The 19,490-nt window shown below is 73.4% G+C and carries 2 protein-coding genes; both read left to right on the forward strand.

Features of this window, described 5'->3' with window-relative positions; genetic code table 11:
* Positions 1-18: 18 nt before the first annotated feature.
* On the forward strand, positions 19-297 hold the full coding sequence (locus ACZ3IC_RS27085; protein ID WP_467420166.1) for an acyl carrier protein: 279 nt from the start codon (positions 19-21) through the stop codon (positions 295-297).
* Positions 298-329: 32 nt separating this feature from the next.
* Positions 330-19,490: amino acid adenylation domain-containing protein (locus tag ACZ3IC_RS27090; RefSeq protein ID WP_467420167.1), on the forward strand; the 19,161-nt coding region annotated here is incomplete at its 3' end.

Below are 19,490 nucleotides of genomic sequence, written 5' to 3' on the forward strand. Positions count from 1 at the left end.
CCACAGAAGGAGATCACCATGCCGGGTCCCACCGAACAGCAGGCCGCGCCGGTCCGGGCCGAGCTGCAGGACTGGCTCGCCGCCGAGGTTGCCGTGCTCCTGGGCAGAGCACCGGAAACCATCGACCGGTCGGCCCGGTTCGGCGAGTACGGCCTGGAGTCCATCTCCGGGCTGACGCTCGCCGCCGCCATAGAGGACCACCTGGGGGTCGAGGTCGACCCCACCGTCGTCTGGGACCACCCCAGCATCGACGAACTCGCCGCATATCTCACCGAGGCCCGGGCCGCCACGTCCTGAGGGCCCGCCGACGCCGACCTGGAGCATGGACTGTGAACACTCGCCGCACGGGCTTCGTCCCCCTGCCCGCAACGGCCGCGCAGCGCGGCATCCGCGTCGCCGAGGAACTCGACGCGGATGCCACGGGCTTCCACTGCGGGGTCGTACTCGAACTCGCGGGACCCATCGATCCCGAGCTGCTCGGCCGTGCCGTGGCGCGCGCGGTCGACGACGCCGAAGCACTGCGGGTGCGGTTCACAGAGCACGACGGCCACCTGACGCAGAACATCGTGTCCCTGGACGAGGCCCGGTCCGAACGCGGCCTGACCGTCGTCGACTTCGGCCAACACACCGATCCGGCCGCCGCGGCCGACGCCTGGGCGGCGGCCCGGATGGCCGCAGCTCCGGCGATGCTCGGGCAGGAACCGCTCGTCGCCCATGCGCTGCTGCTCCTCGGACACCACAGGTCCCGGCTCTTCCTGAGCTACCACCACGCCGTGCTCGACGGCTTCGGCCAGACCCTGCACACCGCGAGGATCGCCGAGATCTACACGGCGCTGGCCGCGGGCGCGCCCGTGCCCCCGTCGGCCGCGGGCAGCCTCGCGGCACTCGTCGAGCAGGACCTCGCATACGCCTCGTCCGACGCCCGCGAGCGCGACCGGCAGTACTGGCTGGAGACGATGACGGGCCCGGCCACACCCCGGGCGCGGTCGCTCGGCGTCTCCAAGCCTGCCCTGCACAGCCGCAGACGCCTGAGCCATGAACAGACGCGCACCCTCATCGAGGCCGCGCGGGCCGCAGGCGTCCCATGGACCGCCATGGCCATCGCGCTCGCCGTGGCGCACCGCAGAGCCACCACGGGCGAGGACGAGATCGTGCTCGGCCTGCCGGTGACCGCTAGGCTCGGCCGCGCGGCGCTCACCACGCCCGGCATGCTCGCCAACGAGCTGCCGCTGCGCATGACGGTCAGCCGCTGGACCACCCTCGACGAACTGGTGGGCCAGGTGAGGCGCTCGGTGGCCTCGGTCCTGCGCCACCAGCGCTATCGCGGCGAGGACCTGCACCGCGAACTGGGCAGATCGGGCGGGACCGGCGGGTTCGGCGGCATGACGCTCAACGTGATGGCCTTCGCCCAGGTCATCCGCTTCGGCGAGGTCGAGGCCGTCACCGACCAGCTGTCCACCGGGCCGGTGCGAGGACTGGCCGTCAACCTGCACGGCAGGTCGGACGGTGACGGCGGCCTCGACCTGGATCTGCACGCCGACGCGGACGGGTACACCGAGGACGACCTGGCCGCATTCCGCGACAGTCTCCTCCACTACGTCGGGCGCGTCGCAGCAGACCCCGGCCGCCGACTGGGCTCCATCGACGCGCAGCCCGCCGGCACCCGGGCCGAGCCGCTGCACGGCGAGACCGTACCGCAGCGCCCCGGCATCACCGGCCTCGCCGGGGCGTTCGAGGAGCGGGCCGCGAGCGCGCCCGAAGCGGTCGCTCTCCTCCACGGCACCGGCTCCACCACCGCAGGCGAACTGAACGGCGCCGCCAACCGGCTGGCCCGCCACCTGCGCGCCCGGGGAGCGGGCCCCGAGACACTGGTGGGCCTCTATCTGCCGCGCTCCCCGGAGCAGGTGACGGCGGTACTCGCCGTGCTCAAGGCCGGAGCCGCCTATCTGCCGCTCGACCCGGCCTACCCGGCCGAGCGCACCGCGCATGTGCTGGGCGACGCACAGCCGTCGCTCGTGATCACCATCGCCCGGCTCGCCGGGGCGCTGCCGGCCGGATCCGCGCGCGTGGTCGTGCTCGACGACGCCGAGGTCCTGGACGCGCTGGAGGCCGAGTCCGCCGCCGACCCGGCCGGGCCAGAACGCCCCGTCCTCACCGCGGAATCGGCCGCCTACGTCATCCACACCTCCGGATCCACCGGACGCCCCAAGGGCGTCGTGGGCCTGCACGGCGGGGCGCTCAACCGCGTCCACTGGTTCGCCACGACCCATCCCCTCGCACCCGGCCGGCCCGTACTGGGCAAGACCTCGCTGAGCTTCATCGACGGCACCACCGAACTGTTCGGCGCGCTGCTGCACGGCGCCCCGCTCGTCCTCGCCTCCGACACCGCGCTGTCGGCGGCCGAGGACATCATCGAGCTCGTCGACCGGCACGGCATCGGCCGGGTGAGCCTCGTACCCAGCCTGCTGTCGGCGTTGCTCGACAGCGACCGGGCGCATCTGCTGCGCGCGTGCGGACTCTGGGTGAGCAGTGGTGAGGCGCTGCCCGCCGAACTGGCCGCCCGGGTGGCCGAAGTCCTTCCGGACGCCCGGCTGCTGAACCTCTACGGTTCGTCCGAGGCCACCGGCGACAGCCTGGCCGCCGTCTGCGCGGGCCCCGACGTCAGCCTCGGCACGCCCATCCACAACACCACGGCCCTGGTCCTCGACGACCAGCTCAGGCCGGTACGCCCCGACGAGGTGGGAGAGCTCTATCTGGCCGGTGCGGGCCTCGCCCGCGGCTACCTCGGCCGCCCCGATCTCACCGCCGAGCGGTTCGTCGCCGGTGCGTCGGGCGTGCGGATGTACCGCACCGGCGACCGCGTTCGGGTGCGTCCGGACGGCGGTCTCGCCTACGCGGGACGTGCCGACTCACAGGTGAAGCTGCGCGGAAACCGGGTCGAACTGGCCGAGGTGGAGGCGGCCCTGAGCGGCGCGCAGAAAGTCGGCAGGGCGGCCGCCGTCGTGCACGGCACGGACAGCGACGGCCGGCTGGTCGGGTACGTCACCCCGGGATCGGGCATGCCCGACCCCGCCGACGTCAAGCGGCACGCCGCCACCGTGCTGCCCGACTACGCGGTGCCCGTCGCGGTCATGGTGCTCGACACGTTCCCGCTCACTCCCAGCGGCAAGATCGACCGGCGCGCACTGCCGGCACCCGAGTTCACCACCGGGTCGGGACGCGCACCCCTCGGCCCGGACGAGACGGTGCTGTGCGAAATGTTCGCCGCCGTCCTCGGCGTGGACTCGGTCTTCGCCGAGGACGGCTTCACGGACCTGGGCGGAGACAGCATCAAGGCCCTGCGCCTCGTCGGACGGGCCCGCAAGGCCGGGATCATGCTGAGCGCCCGCGATGTCTTCGAGCACCGGACCCCCGCCGCCCTCGCCCTGGCCGCCGCCGGCGGAAGCGGCACCGAGGAGCGGGTCGTCACCGCCGAGCTGCGCAGCCCGCTGTCCGACGAGGAGGCCGCCGCGGTCCTGGCGGAGCGCGGGCAGGGCGAGATCCTGCCCGTGACCCCGCTCCAGGAGGGCCTGCTGTTCCTCGGTCTCCTGGACGGCCCCGACACCTATGTGGTGCAGAGCTCCCTGGACCTGGAAGGCGCGGTCGACGCCGGCCGGATGCGCGGCGCCGTCTCCAGGCTTCTGGACCGCCATGCCAATCTGCGTGCCGCCTTCCTGTACGAGGGGCTGAGCGCCCCTGCGGCGTTCTGCGCGCCCGGGGTTCCCGTCCCGTGGCAGCACAGTGACCTCTCCGGCCTCCCCGCGCAGGAACGCGAGGAGGCAGCGCGGCACGCCGCCGAGGTGGACCGGACCACACCGTTCGACCCGGCCGTCCCCCCGCTGCTGCGGATGCGCCTGATCACCCAGGACGACACGCACCACCGCCTGGTCCTCACTTATCACCACCTGCTGCTGGACGGGTGGTCCCTGCCCGTCCTCCTGCGCGAACTGCTGCACCTGTACGTCGCGGACAGCGAAAAGTCCCGGGAGCCCGCCCCGTCCGTGCCCTTCAGCGAGCACCTGCGCCTGTTGGGTGCGAGGGACCGGGACGCGGCAGCCGACGCCTGGCGTCGGTCCCTTGCCGGACCCGTCGAACCCACGCTCGTCGCACCCGGTGCCGACGGTGTCCAGTACCCGCCCGAGGTCGCGGAGACGCGGCTGACGCCGCAGGCCACCGAGCAGCTGGAGCGGCGCGCCCGCGCCGCCGGACTGACCGTCGCATCCGTGGTGCAGGGAGCCTGGGCGCTGGTGCTCGGTCAGCTCACCGGCCGCAGCGACGTGGTGTTCGGCAGCACCGTGGCGGGCCGCCCCGCCGAGATCGAGGGCCACGAGGGCATGGTCGGGCTGTTCGCCAACACGGTGCCGCTGCGGGTCGCCTGGACCCCGCGCGAGTCCCTGCTCGACCTGTTGGTCAGGACGCAGGCCGAACAGGGCGCACTCCTGGCGCATCAGCACCTCGGCCTCGCGGAGATACAGCGTGCGGTGGGAGTGGACCAGCTGTTCGACACCCTGCTCGTGGTGGAGAACCAGCCGGCCGGGCAGAACGAACTGGCCTGTGCGGCCGATGCGGCGGGGGTACGCATCACCGGCACCGACTTCCGCGATTCCACGCACTACCCCCTCACCCTGACGGTGCTGCTGGGCGGGGAACTCGTCCTCCAGCTCGAACGCCGCGCCGACCCGGACGGGCCGGCCACGGCCGCGGCCATCGTGGAACGAGTGGCCGGGGTGCTTGCCGCGATCGCCAAGACGCCCTCGCCGACGCTCGGACGGCTCGACATCCTCACCCCTCAGGAGCGCCGTCGGGCCATCACGGCGGGCGACAACACCGGGCACCCGCCGCTGGACCTCGACGTGGGCGAGCTGCTGGAACGTCAGACCGCTGCCACCCCGGACGCGACCGCGCTGGTGGCCGAGGGCGAGACACCGTTGACCTTCGCCGTGCTGGACGCCCGGGTCAACCGTCTCGCCCGTCACCTGATCGCGTTGGGCGCAGGGCCCGGCACCGTCGTCGGCCTGCTGCTGCCCCGCCGTGCGGAGCTGGTGGTGGCACTGCTCGCGGTCCTCAAGTCCGGTGCGGCGTACCTGCCGATGGAGCCCGACCTTCCACCCGCCCGTATCGAGCGTCTGCTCGCGGACACCGCCCCCGTGCTCGTCCTCACGGCGGGAGGCACCCATGACACCGGCGGTGTGAGCACTCTGGACCTGGAGGACCCGGACACCCGGGCCGCCGTCGAGCGGCGACCGGACGGCCCGGTCACCGACGCCGAACGCATCCGCCCTCTCACGCCGGGCGACGCCGCCTACGTGCTCTTCACCTCGGGCTCCACCGGCCGGCCCAAGGGAGTGGTGGTCGAGCACCGGGGCGTACGCAATCTCATCGCCCAGCACCACGAGGCATTGGCGGGGCCGCAGATCCAGCGGCCCCACGGACGCCCGCTGCGCTTCGTACTGACCGCGCCGCTGTCCTTCGACACGTCGTGGGAGGCCCTGATCTGGATGCTGGCCGGGCACGAGCTGCACCTGCTCGGCGACGCGACCCGGCGCGACGCGGCAGCCGTCGTCCGCTACCTCCGTGCCACCGGCGCCGACGTACTCGACGTCACCCCCTCCTACGCGGAGGTCCTGCTCGAAGAGGGCCTGCTCGACGGCCCGGACGCCCCCTCGATCCTGCTGCTCGGCGGCGAGGCCGCCGGCGAGCGGCTGTGGACCCGGCTGCGATCGGTGCCGGGCCTGGAGGCACACAACCTCTACGGCCCCACCGAGTTCACCGTCGACGCACTGGCGGCGAACCTCGCCGACGCCCCCCGGCCCGTGATCGGCACGCCGGTGCGCGCCACCGGCGCCCACATCCTGGACAGCGCACTGCGCCCGGTGCCGGCCGGGGTGCCCGGGGAGCTGTACCTGGCCGGCGAGGGACTCACCCGTGGATACCTGGGCCGCCCCGACCTGACCTCCGAGCGGTTCGTGGCCTGCCCGTTCGGACCGCCCGGCGCACGTGCGTACCGCACCGGCGACCTGGTGCGCCGCCGTGCCGACGGGCTCGTGGAGTACCTCGGCAGGGCCGACAACCAGATCAACGTACGCGGCTTCCGCGTCGAGCCCGGCGAGGTCGAGGCCGTCCTGGGCGAGCACCCAGGAGTGGCGAGAGCCGGCGTGACGGTCCGGGACGACCGGCTGGTCGCCTACGTCGTCGTACGTGAGGAAGGCGCCCCGGGCCCCGAGGAACTGCGCGCACACGCCCTGCGGTCGCTGCCCCGCTACGCCGTTCCGCAGGCGTTCCAGCTCGTGCCCGAACTGCCGCTGTCGCCCAACGGCAAGCTCGACCTGGCGGCGCTTCCCGCTCCTGAGGCAATGGCCCGTCCCACCGGCCGGGCACCGCGCGGCCACCGGGAGGAGGCGCTGTGCGCCCTGTTCGCGGAACTGTTCGCCCTGGACTCCGTCGGGCCCGACGAAGGGTTCTTCGAACTGGGCGGACACTCACTGATGGCCACCCGGCTCGTGGGCCGGGTCCGTACCGCCCTCGGCGTGCGGCTGAGCGTCCGGGACCTGTTCGACGCTCCCACCCCCGCCGCACTGGCCGCCGTGCTCGCCCGCGCAAAGGCCGTCGCGGCGGCGCCGCGCATCCCCGCCGAGCGCCCCAGCCGCATCCCGATGTCGCACGCCCAGCGCCGGCTGTGGTTCCTGCACCAGCTCGAATCCTCCCGCACCACCTACAACATGCCGATGGCGCTGCGGTTCACGGGGACGCTGGACGTCGGGGTACTCGGCGCCGCGCTGGCCGACGTCGTCGCCCGGCACGAGATCCTGCGCACCGAGTTCGCCCAGGACGGCGACGGACCCTACCAGGTCGTGCAACCGCACACCCCCGGGCCGCTCCCGCTCACCCCGGTCGAGGTGAGCGCCGAAGAGCTCTCCGGCCGACTGCGCCAGGAGGCGCTGCGCCCCTTCACGCTCGCCGGTGAACACCCTTTCCGCGTCGCCCTGTTCCGCCTGGACCCGACCGAGCACGTGCTGTTGCTGGTCGCCCACCACATCGCGGGTGACGGCTGGTCCGTGGCTCCGCTGCTGGCCGACCTGGCGCACGCCTTCGCCGCACGCCGCCGGGCCGCCGCCCCGGTCTGGACCGCCCCCGCCGCGCAGTACGCGGACTACACGCTCTCGCAGGCCGCCCTGCTCGGCGCCGAAGAGGACCCGGACAGCGTCGCGTCACGGCAGCTGGAGTACTGGCGGGAGGCACTGGCCGACCTGCCGGAGGAGATCGCGCTGCCGCTCGACCGCCCGCGTACCTCCGCGGTGTCCGACCGCGGCGGCAAGGTGACCTTCGCCGTGCCCGAGGAGTCCTACCGGCGACTGGCCGCGCTCGCCGCCTCCGCGAGCACGACCCCGTTCGTCGTGCTCCACGCCGCGGTGGCCGTGCTGTTGTCCCGGCTCGGCGGCGGCACCGACATTCCGGTCGGCGCCCCCGTCGCGGGCCGCGCGGACGAGGCGTTCCACGGCGCGGTCGGTGCCTTCGTCAACACCGTCGTGCTGCGCACGGACCTTTCCGGCGGCCCCTCCTTCCGTGACGTGCTGACCGCGGGCCGGGAGACGAACCTGAGGGCGCTCGCCCACCAGGACCTTCCGTTCGAACGACTGGTGGAGGTACTGCGCCCGGCCCGGTCGCTCTCCCGGCATCCCCTGTTCCAGGTGATGCTGACGTTCGACGACGCGGCGGCCCAGGCCGTCGTGGACTCGCTGGCCGGATTCGACGGCCTGGGCGTCACCGCGCACGAGGTGCCGACCGGGCTCGCGAAGTTCGACCTCGGCTTCACCCTCGCCGAGAACACCGGCTGCGGCGGCGGGCTGCACGGTGAACTGGAGTACCGCGCCGATCTGTTCGACGAGGCCACCGCACAGTCCGTCGCCGAACGCCTGGTCCGGGTCATCGACGCGGCGGTCGCCGAACCCGACGCCCCCCTCGAATCGGTCGACGTGCTCGGCGAGCAGGAGCGCGCCACGATCCTGTCGGACTGGGGAGCCGGCACCCCGGGGCCCGTCCCGGACACCCTGCCCGCGCTCTTCGAGGCACAGGTGGCGAAGTCCCCCGAAGCCCCCGCCCTGGTGCAGGGCCTCGACGGCGAGACGCTCACCTACCGCGAACTCGACGAGCGGGCCAACCGGCTGGCGCGCCACCTCGTCGCACTCGGCGCGGGGCCCGACCGCTTCGTCGGCGTCTCCATGCCGCGCTCGGTCGAGTGGGTTGTGTCCTGGCTCGCCGTGGCGAAGACCGGGGCCGCGTTCCTGCCCATCGACCCCGCCTACCCGGCCGAGCGCATCCGCTTCATGCTCGGCGACGCCGGACCGCACCCCGTCCTGACGCGGCAGGAGCTGGCACCGCCGCTGCGCGAGGCCGGAGCCGACTGCCTGCTCGTCGACGGCCCCGAGCTGGCCGAGACCCTGCGGGACCTCCCGGCGGGCGACCTCACCGACGCCGACCGGGTGGCGCCGCTCCGGCACGCCCACGCGGCCTACGTCATCTACACCTCGGGGTCGACCGGCGTACCCAAGGGCGTCGTCACCCCGCACACCGGCATCGCGGGGCTCTCCGCGCTCCAGAGATCGGTGCTCGGCCTCGGCGCCGGCAGCAGGGTCCTCCAGCTGGTGTCCACCAGCTTCGACACCTCGCTGTGGGACTCCTTCTGCGCACTGCTCTCCGGCGCGACGCTGGTGCTCGCGCCCCAGGACACGCCCCTGGGACAGGACCTCGCCGACTTCGTACGCGACGCGGGGGTGACCCATGTCGCGGTGCAGCCCGCCGTCGTCGCGAACCTGCCGGACAACAGCCTGCCCGAGGGCGTGACCCTGACCCTCAACGGCGATGTGCTGCCGCCCGGCCTGGTGCGCCGCTGGCTGCCGGGGCGCCGGATACTCAACGGCTACGGACCCACCGAAGCCACCGTCGGTGCCGCGATCTGGGACTGCGCGGAGCAGCGGGGCCCCGGCCCCGTGCCGATCGGCCGGCCCTTCGACGGCAAGCGGCTGTACGTCCTGGACGAGCGGCTGCGCCCGGTCCCGCCCGGAGTCGCGGGCGAGCTGTACATCGCCGGCGGTCTGGCCCGCGGCTACCACCACCGCGCCGCGCTCTCCGCCGAACGCTTCGTCGCCTGTCCCTTCCCCGCGCCGGGCGGGAACACCGCGCCGGGTGGGAACACCGGGCCGGGCGGGAACACCGCGCCGGGCGGGAAGCCCGCCGCGTCGGGGACGCGGATGTACCGCACGGGCGACCGCGTGCGCTGGAACAGGAACGGCGCGATCGAATTCCTCGGCCGCACCGACGACCTGGTGAAACTGCGCGGCTTCCGGATCGAGCTGGGAGAGGTCGAGACCGCGCTCGCCGCACACCCCGCCGTGGCGCAGAGCGTGGCCGTGGTGCGGGAGGACACGCCGGGAGACCGGCGCCTGGTGGCGTACGCGGTCCCCGAACAGGGGCGGAGCGCCGACGCCGAGGAGCTGCGGACCTGGCTCGCGCAGCGGCTGCCCGCGTATCTGCTGCCCTCGGCGTGCATGCTGCTGGACGCGCTGCCGCTGAACGTGAACGACAAGGTCGACCGGCGCGCACTGCCGCGCCCCGAGCCGGACCGACTGCGCGGGCGCGCACCTCGCGACGCCCGGGAAAAGCTGCTGTGCGACCTGTTCGGCCAGGTGCTGTCCACCGGCCCCGTCGGCGCCGACGACGGCTTCTTCGACCTCGGCGGCGACAGCATCCTGTCCATCCAGCTGGTCAACGCGGCACGCAGGGCCGGACTCGCCCTCAGCACCCGGGACCTGTTCGAGAATCCCACCCCGGCCGGCCTCGCCGCCCTCGTGCCCGCACCGTCGGCCACCGCCGACGGCCCGGACATCGGCGATGTACCGCTCACGCCCGTCATGCACCGGTGGCGCGAACTGGGCGGCCCTACCACCACGTTCCACCAGTCCATCGCCGTCCCCGTGCCCCCTGCCCTGGAACTCGACGAGCTCACCGACGCCGTCGCGGCGCTCCTGGCCCATCACGACGCACTGCGCCTGTCCCTGACGACATCCCCGCAGTGGCAGCTGGCAGTGTTGGCGCCCGGCGCGATCGACGCACGGCGCCAGGTACGCAGAGTCGATGCCTCCGGCGCGCAGGGCACCGTGCTGCGCGACCTCATCACGCGGGAGGCCGCCGCAGCCCGCGCCCGGCTCGCCCCCGCGCGCGGCGAGGTGTTCCAGGCCGTCTGGCTCGACCGCGGCGCCGAGCCCGGCCGGCTGCTGCTCGTGGCCCACCACATCGCCGTGGACGCGGTGTCCTGGCGCATTCTGCTGCCCGACCTCGCCGAGGCCTGGCAGGCCGTGCGCGAGGGACGCAGGGCGCAGCTCGCACCCGTACCGACATCACTGCGCGCCTGGGCGACGGGCCTGCACCGACTGGCTGCGGAATCGGCCTACGAGGCGGAACTCGGTCCGTGGCTGCGGAGGGCCGACGCGGATCTCGTACCCGTCGGCGGCCGTCGCCTCGACCCCGCCCGCGATGTCCTCTCGGCGGCCCGGCGGCTCGTGCTGGACCTGCCGTCCGAGGCGACCGCACAGGTCCTGGACGCGGCCGCCCGACTGCGCTGCGACCACAAGGAACTGCTGCTCGCCGGCCTGGTCGTCGCGGTCTCCCGATGGGACCGCGAGCGGCCCGGAGTGCTGGTCGAGGTGGAGGGCCACGGCAGGGCCGAAGCCGTCCTGCCCGGCGCCGACCTCTCGCGGACCGTCGGCTGGTTCACGTCGCTCCACCCTCTGCTGCTGCCCGTCGGCCCCGACCTGGACGAGGTCCTCACCGCGGTCAAGGAGCGGGTACGGGACGTACCCGATCAGGGCATCGGCCACGGACTGCTGCGCCACCTCAACCCGTCCGCCGGCTCCAGGCTGGCCTCACTGGCCCGGCCCGACTTCGGGTTCAACTACCTCGGGCGCATCAGCGCGGCCCAGGACGGATTCTGGACGTCCAGTGCCGATGAGGGCGCCGCTCTGGACGAGCAGGATCCGGCCACTCCGTTGTCGCACGCCGTCGCCGTGGACGCGGTGGTCCTGGACGGCGAGGACGGTCCGGTCCTGACCGCCACCTGGACCTGGGCCGGGGACCTGCTGGCACCCGAGTCCGCCCGCCGCCTGGCGGAGCTGTGGTTTGCCGCCCTGCGTGAACTCTCCGCCCACGAGGGCGTACTGGCGCCCCCGGACGTGTCCGCCCCCGGCCTCACCACCGGCGACCTCGCCACCCTGCGGACGCTGCACCCCGACATCGAGGACGTCCTGCCGCTCTCGCCGCTCCAGCAGGGGCTGCTCTTCCATCATGTGCACAACGGATCCCTCGACGAGGACTACGTCGTGCAGTGCGCGGTGGACCTGGAAGGGGCGCTGGACGTCGGCCGGTTCAAGGCTGCCGCCGCGGCGCTGCTGGACCGCCACCCGAATCTGCGGGCGGGCTTCCACCACGAAGGACTCGACCGGCCCGTGCAGGTCTTGCCGGGGGCCGTTCCGGTGCCCTGGACGTACACGGATCTGACCGGCCTCGCCCCGTCCGGCCACGAGGCGGTCCTGGAGGAAGCCGCCCGCAGCGAACGCGAACACGGCTTCGGCCTGAGCCGGCCGCCTCTGCTGCGATTCGCGCTGCTGCGCTCGGCGGAGGACCGGCACCGCCTCGTACTGACGCTGCATCACATTCTGCTCGACGGCTGGTCGATGCCCGTGCTCTTCCACGACCTGCTCCAGCTGTACCGGGTCGGTGACCCGGAGCTGCTGCCCGCGGTGCGCCCGTTCCGTGACCATCTGCGGTGGCTCGCGGACCAGGACCGTCAGGCCGCCGCCAATGCCTGGCGCACCGCCCTGGACGGGCTGCCCGAACCGACTCTCCTGGTGCCCGGCCACACCTCCGCCGACCCCGCGCAGACGATCGCCGAACTGTCCGAGGAGGACACCGCGGCGGTGACGGGGTTCGCGCGGGAGTGGGGGGTGACGGTCGGTGCGGTGGTGCAGGCGGCGTGGGCGGTGTTGCTGGGTGGTCTGGTGGGGCGTGGTGATGTGGTGTTCGGGGTGACGGTCTCGGGCCGTCCCGCCGAGTTGGACGGTGCCGAGTCGATGGTGGGGCTGTTCATCAACACGGTGCCGTTGCGGGTGCGGGTGGATCCGGCGGAGGGACTGGGGGATCTGGTGGTGCGGGTGCAGGCGGAGCGTTCCGCTCTGCTGGCGCACGAACACGTCGGGCTCGCGGAGATTCAGCGGATCGCCCAACGAGGTGAACTCTTCGACACCACCACGGTCTTCGAGAACTACCCGGTGGACGCGGACGCGCTCACCAAGACCGCCGCCGAGAGCGGCCTGAGCCTGGGCCCGGCAAAGATCAGCAACGCCGGCCACTACCCCGTGACCGTGACCGTGGCGCCTGGCGCCCGCCTGCGCTTCCAACTGCGTTATCCGTCCGGCGCCTTCGGCCCCGACGAGGCACGGGCGATCGCCGCCCGGCTGGCCGGGCTCGTCCGGTCGACCGCGGCCGCACCACAGACCCCCGTGGCAGAGGCAGAACTTCCCGCAACGAACGAAAGGCGGCAGACCGTGGAGCGTAACGGCACGGCGGGCGAGGCTCCGAGCGGCACCGTTGCCGACCTCTTCAAGAGCACCGTCTCCCGCACGCCCCGCTCCGTGGCCCTGGTCACGGGCCGGGGACCGCTGACCTTCGCCGAGCTGGACGAGCGGGCCAACCGCCTTGCCCACGCACTCATTGAGGCGGGCGCCGGCCCCGAGCGGTACGTCGCCGTGCTGCTGCCCCGTACCGAGGAGTGGATCACCACGATCCTGGCGGTACTCAAGTCCGGTGCCGCGTACGTCCCGATCGATCCCGCCCAGCCCGCCGAGCGCACCGCACACATCCTGCGCGAGGTCGCCCCGTCCGCCGTCGTCACCACCGCCGCCGGCGTGCCCGGAGGCGAAGTCGACGGCGCCGCGACGATCGTGCTGGACGACCCGCGGACCGTGCGCGCCCTCGCGGACCGCGGCGCGGACGACCCGGGCGAGCGCGGGGTCCGGCCCGAGCACCCGGCCTACGTCGTGTACACCTCCGGCTCGACCGGTGCGCCCAAGGGGGTCGTCGTTCCCCACTCCGCCCTCGCCAACCTGTTCGCGGCACACAGCGAAGCCCTGTTCGCCACGGGACGCAAGCGGGCCCTGCGGGTCGGCCACCTCGGCCCGGCCACGTTCGACGCCGCGTGGAACCCGCTGCTGTGGATGGTCGCCGGACACGAGCTGCATGTCCTGGACGAGGTGACCCGGCTCGATCCGTACGCCGTGGTCGCCCACGTCGACGAGTTCCGACTGGACTACGTACAAGTCACCCCGACCTACTTCGACCGGCTCGTGGACGCGGGCTTCCTGGGCGGCGGACACCACCCGGCCGTGGTCGCGCTCGGCGGCGAGGCGGTCGGATCCGCCGCCTGGGAGACACTCGCCGCATCGCGTGCCACCGCATGGAACCTGTACGGCCCCACCGAGTGCACCGTGGACGCCACGGGCGCCACGGTCGCGAGCGGCACGGCTCCCCACCTGGGCCGGCCCTTGCTCAACACCCGCGTCCACCTGCTCGACACCGCCCTGCGACCCGTCGCCCCCGGCGTCGTGGGGGAGCTCTACATCGCCGGGCCGCAGCTGGCCCGCGGATACCTGAACAGGCCCGATCTCACGGCCGAGCGCTTCGTCGCCGACCCGTTCGGCGCCGCCGGAGACCGGCTGTACCGCACCGGCGATCTGGCCAGGCGGCGACCCGACGGAAGGCTGGAGTTCGCCGGCCGGGCCGACCAGCAGGTGAAGCTCCGCGGATTCCGCATCGAGCCCCGCGAGGTGGAGACCGCGCTCGAGACCCACCCGGCGGTATCCGCCGCGGCGGTCGTGGTGCGTGAGGACCGGCCCAAGGACCGGCGCCTGGTCGGCTACGCCGTACTGACGGGCCCCGACGAGCACGACCTGAGGCAGTACCTGGCAGGGCTGCTGCCCGAACACCTGGTTCCCTCCACGGTCGTCGTGCTGCCCGAACTGCCGCTGACCAGCAGCGGCAAGCTCGACCGCAAGGCGCTGCCCGCCCCCGAGCAGACCGCGCCCACCGGCACCCGCGCACCCCTCGACGAGCAGGAGGCCCTGCTCCGGACACTGTTCGCCGAGGTGCTCGGCGTCTCGGAAGTGGGCGTCGAGGACGACTTCTTCGGCCTGGGCGGCGACAGCATCCTGTCCATGCAACTCGTGGGCCGGGCACGGCGCGCCGGACTCTCCCTGACCACCAGGGACGTCTTCGACCACCGCACCGTGGCCGCGCTCGCCGGCGCCGCCGGGCAGCCCGCCGGGCCCGAGCCCGAGCCGAACGACGACGGCGTGGGCGAGATCCCACTGACACCGATCATGGTCCGGCTCGCCGAGTCCGGAGTGCCGGTGGACGGCCACGCCCAGACCGTCGCTGTCCGCCTGCCCGCAGGCACCCGGCGGCGTCATCTGACCGAGGCGCTCCAGGACCTCGTCGACCACCACGACGCGCTGCGGCTGATCCTGGAGTCCGACGAGGCCGGCTGGGTGCCCGCGGTACGCGACCGCGGCGCGGTCCGTGCGGAGTCGGTACTGGAATGCGTCGACGCCGGTACGCCGGACGGCGAGGCCGAGGACGTACGGTCACTGACCGCACGCGCCACGGCGCAGCTCTCCCCGGCCAAGGGAGTCGTCCTGCGGGCCGTCCTCCTCGACCGAGGGGACGAGGAGCAGGGCCTGCTCGTCCTGGCCGTGCACCACCTCGCCGTCGACGGAGTCTCCTGGCGGATCCTGATCTCCGACCTGGCCACGGCGTGCCGGGCCCGCGCCGGGGGCGAGCGGCCCAGGCTGCCCCGGGTGGCCACCTCCCTGCGGACCTGGACACACCGCCTGACCGAACAGGCCGCGTCCCGGCGCACCGAACTCCCGCTGTGGAAGGCCGCCCTGGAGGGCCCGGACCCGCTGCTCGGCGCCCGGCCGCTGGACCCGGAACTCGACCTGGCGGCCACCGTCCGACGCACCGCGGTCGTGCTGCCCGGGGACCTGTCCGGCGCCGTACTCGCCTCGGGCCGCCCCGACCAGCTGATGCTCGCCGCGCTGGCCGTCGCCGTCGGACGCCGGCGTGCCGCGCGCGGCCACCGCCACGACTCCGGTCTCCTCGTGGACGTCGAGGGACACGGGCGTGCGGAGCACCTCGTCGAGGGCGCCGACCTCTCCCGCACCGTCGGCTGGTTCACCAGCGTCCACCCCCTGCGCATCGCGACCCCGGACCCGCTCGCCCGGGACGCGGCGCACACCGCGCTGCGCGGGGTCGTCGAAGCCGTCACGGCCGTCCCCGACGGAGGCGTGGGCTACGGACTGCTGCGCTACCTCAATCCGCGGACGGCACCCGTACTGGCCCGCGCCGCCGCACCGCAGATCATGTTCAACTACCTGGGCCGGGTCGGCGCGCCCGCTGACACCGACGGCTTCGTACCCGAGGCGCTCGGCGTCGGCGACGACGACCCCACCGCGCCGCTCAGCCACGTCCTCGTCCTCGACGCGGTGGCGACGCAGGACATCGCGGGCCCCCGGCTCACCGCCACCTGGTCCTGCGCCGGCGAGCTGCTGACCGAACAGGACGTCACCGAACTCACCGGGGCGTGGACCGAGGCCCTGCGGACCCTGGCCCGCGGCACCGGCGACGAGCCGGACGGCGGCGGCGAGGGCCCCGGCCACGGAGGCGGCGGGGGCGGCGCGCACGGTCCCGCCGCCCCCGCCCCGGCCGGTCCCGCGCGGTCCCTCCCGGTGGACACCGCGGATGTCACGCTCACCCCCGGGGAGCTGGAGCACCTGGTGGCCACCGGCCCGGCGCCGCAAGCCGTCCTGCCGCTCGCGCCGCTGCAGGAGGGGCTGCTGTTCCACCACGTCCTGGATCAGGACGTACCGGACGTCTACAACGCGCAGGCGACGCTCCAACTCCGCGGCGCCCTCGACCCCGTGCGGCTGCGCGCGGCCATGGCCGCGCTGCTGCGCCGTCACCCCAACCTGCGGGCGAGTTTCCGCTTCGACGGCGTACGCACTCCCGTCCAGGTCATCCCGCGCGAGGTCGAACTGCCCTGGGCCGAAGCGGACCTCCGCGGTCACCGGGACCCGCAGGCCGAGGCGGCCCGCCGCGCGGACGAGGACCGAGTCCGCCGCTTCGACCCCGCGCAGGGCCCGCTGCTGCGCTGCCTCCTGTTGCGCCTGGACGACGTCTGCTTCCAGCTCGTCATCACCAACCACCATGTCCTGTGGGACGGCTGGTCCCAGCCCATCCTGCTCAAGGAGCTCATCCAGCTGTACCGGGTCGGCGACCCGGTACAGCTGCCCGCGGTGCGCCCGTTCCGTGACCATCTGCGGTGGCTCGCGGGCCGGGACCGTCAGGCCGCCGCGGGCGCCTGGCGCGCCGCGCTCGACGGACTGCCGGGGCCGACCCTGCTCGCCGCGCACACGGACAGCGCGGCCGAGGCGCCCCGCCGCCTGGAGAGCGCAGTCGACCCGGTGACGTCCGCGGCGGTGACGGGGTTCGCGCGGGAGTGGGGGGTGACGGTCGGTGCGGTGGTGCAGGCGGCGTGGGCGGTGTTGCTGGGTGGTCTGGTGGGGCGTGGTGATGTGGTGTTCGGGGTGACGGTCTCGGGCCGTCCCGCCGAGTTGGACGGTGCCGAGTCGATGGTGGGGCTGTTCATCAACACGGTGCCGTTGCGGGTGCGGGTGGATCCGGCGGAGGGGCTGGGGGATCTGGTGGTGCGGGTGCAGGCGGAGCGTTCCGCTCTGCTGGCGCACGAACACGTCGGGCTCGCGGAGATCCAGCGGATCGCCGGTCACGGCGAACTCTTCGACACCGCCCTGGTGGTCGAGAACTACCCCGCAGGCGACGAGGTCATCGAGGTCGAGCCCGGACTCGAGGTGCTGGGCACCGACGGCTACGACTCCACCCACTTCCCGCTCGCCCTCGCCGTGCTCCCCGACGATGTCCTCAGGCTGCGGCTCGACTGCGACCCACACCTGTTCGACGACCGGGGCCTCGCGGCGGTGGCGGAGCGGTTCACCGGCATTCTGCGCACGATCAGCGGCGATCCGCGGCTGCCCGTCGCCCGCGCCGGGCTGCTCACCGCCGACGAGGCCGCACTGGCCGACGGCGTGGGCAGCCGCGGCCGGGCCGCCGAGCGGTACGGCCTGTGGCACAACGTGTTCGAGCGACGAGCCGCCCTTGAACCGGACCGCCCCGCCGTGGAGTTCGAGGGCATCGTCCTGACCGCGGCCGAACTGAACGAGCGCGCCAATCGGATGGCCCGCTTGCTGATCGCCCGGGGCGCCGGCCCCGAGCGCTTCGTCGCCGTGGCCCTGCCCCGCTCGCTGGAACTGCCCGTCGTGATGCTGGCCGTCGCCAAGGCGGGCGCGGCCCTGGTGCCGGTCGACCTCGCCCACCCGGCGGAGCGTATCGAGCTGGTGCTCGACGACACCGGTCCGGTGCTCGTCGTCACCTCCCTGGACGCCGGCTTCGAGGAACGAGGCGTGCCGCGCCTCCTGCTCGACGACCCGGCCACCCTCGAAAGCCTTGCCGCGTCGGCGGCGGACGACGTACGGGACGAGGAGCGCACCGCCCCGCTGCACGCCGCCCACCCCGCCTACGCCGTCCACACCTCCGGGTCGACAGGCCGTCCCAAGGCCGTGGTCGTCACCCACGCGGGACTGCCCGCACTTGCCGCAGGTCAGATCGAGCGGTTCGCGGTGAACGAGGACAGCAAGGTATTGCAGTTCGCTTCGCCCACCTTCGACGCCTCGGTCTCGGAGCTGATGATCGCGCTGCTCGCCGGAGGAACGGCGGTCCTCGCCCCCGCCGACCGGCTGTTGCCGGGCCCCGGGCTCGCCACCCTTCTCGCGGACAGCAAGATCACCCACGTCACCCTGCCGCCCGCCGTGCTCTCCGTCCTGCCGGACGACGCCGTACCCGCAGACACCATGATCACCGTCGCCGGCGACGCCTGCACCCCCGAGGTCGTCCGCCGCTGGGCATCGGGCCGCCGCATGGTGAACGCCTACGGACCGACGGAGTGCACCGTCTGCGCGACCATGTCCGAGCCGCTGGCCCCCGACGCGGGGATCCCGCCGATCGGTCGCCCGATCGACGGATCCGTCGTGCACGTGCTGGATTTCGCGCTGCGCCCGGTGCCGACCGGGACCACCGGTGAGCTGTACGTCTCGGGGCCCGCACTGGCCCGCGGCTACCTCGGCAACCAGGCCCTCACCGCCGAGAGGTTCGTCGCCGCCGCGTCCGGCCAACGGATGTACCGCACCGGCGACCTGGTGCGATGGCGCCCCGACGGTGAGCTCGAGTTTCTGGGCCGGGCCGACGACCAGGTGAAGGTACGCGGATTCCGCATCGAACCGGCCGAGGTGGAGGCATACCTGGGCGACGAGCCCGGCGTGGCCCGCTGCGCCGTGACCACCGACGAGCAGCGGCTGGTCGCGCTGGTCGTGGCCGAAGGCGGCGTCGCGCTCGACCCGGTACAGCTGCGCGATTCGCTGGCCGAGCGGGTCCCGGCCCACCTGTTGCCCTCCACCGTCGTGCTCGTGGACGATCTGCCGCTGACCCGCAACGGCAAGCTGGACCGGGCCGCACTGACGGTTGTGCGCACCATCGGCACCGGCACCGGCACCGGCACCGGACGCGGACCGCGCACCCCGCAGGAGGAGATCCTGTGCGGGCTGTTCGCCGATGTGCTCGGCGTGGACTCGGTCGGTATCGACGACGAGTTCTTCCTCCTGGGCGGACACTCCCTGACCGCCACGCGGCTGTTGAGCCGCATACGCAGCGTCCTGGGGGCCGAACTGTCGGTCCGCGACGTGTTCCAGGCCCCGACGGTTTCCGGTCTCGCGGGGTTGTTGGGTTCGGTGGGTTCTTCGGGTGTGGCGTTGCGTGGGGTGGTGCGGCCGGGTCGGTTGCCGTTGTCGTTCGCGCAGCGTCGGTTGTGGTTCTTGCATCGGTTGGACGGTCCGGGTGCGGCGTACAACGTGCCGATGGCGTTGCGGTTGTCGGGGCGGTTGGATCGTGGGGCGTTGTTCGGGGCGTTGGGTGATGTGGTGGTGCGTCATGAGGTGTTGAGGACGGTGGTTGCGGAGGATGGTGAGGGTCCGTATCAGGTGGTGTTGGATGCGGGGTCTGTTTCTCCTGAGTGGGTGGTGTGTTCGGTGTCGGAGGGGGAGTTGGCGGGGGAGTTGTCGGCTGCGGCTCGGCGGGGTTTTGATCTGTCGGGTGAGTTGCCGGTGCGGGGGTTCTTGTTCGAGTTGGGTGTGGATGAGCATGTGGTGTTGATGGTGATGCATCACATTGCTGGTGATGGTTGGTCCGTGGGGCCGTTGGCTGCTGATTTTGCGGAGGCG

It is taken from the genome of Streptomyces sp. NPDC002958, from assembly GCF_055563255.1.

What these genes read in the sequence shown, in the direction of transcription:
- ACZ3IC_RS27085 (WP_467420166.1), top strand. Translation starts at nt 19, where the DNA reads ATGCCGGGTCCCACCGAACAGCAGGCCGCGCCGGTCCGGGCCGAGCTG.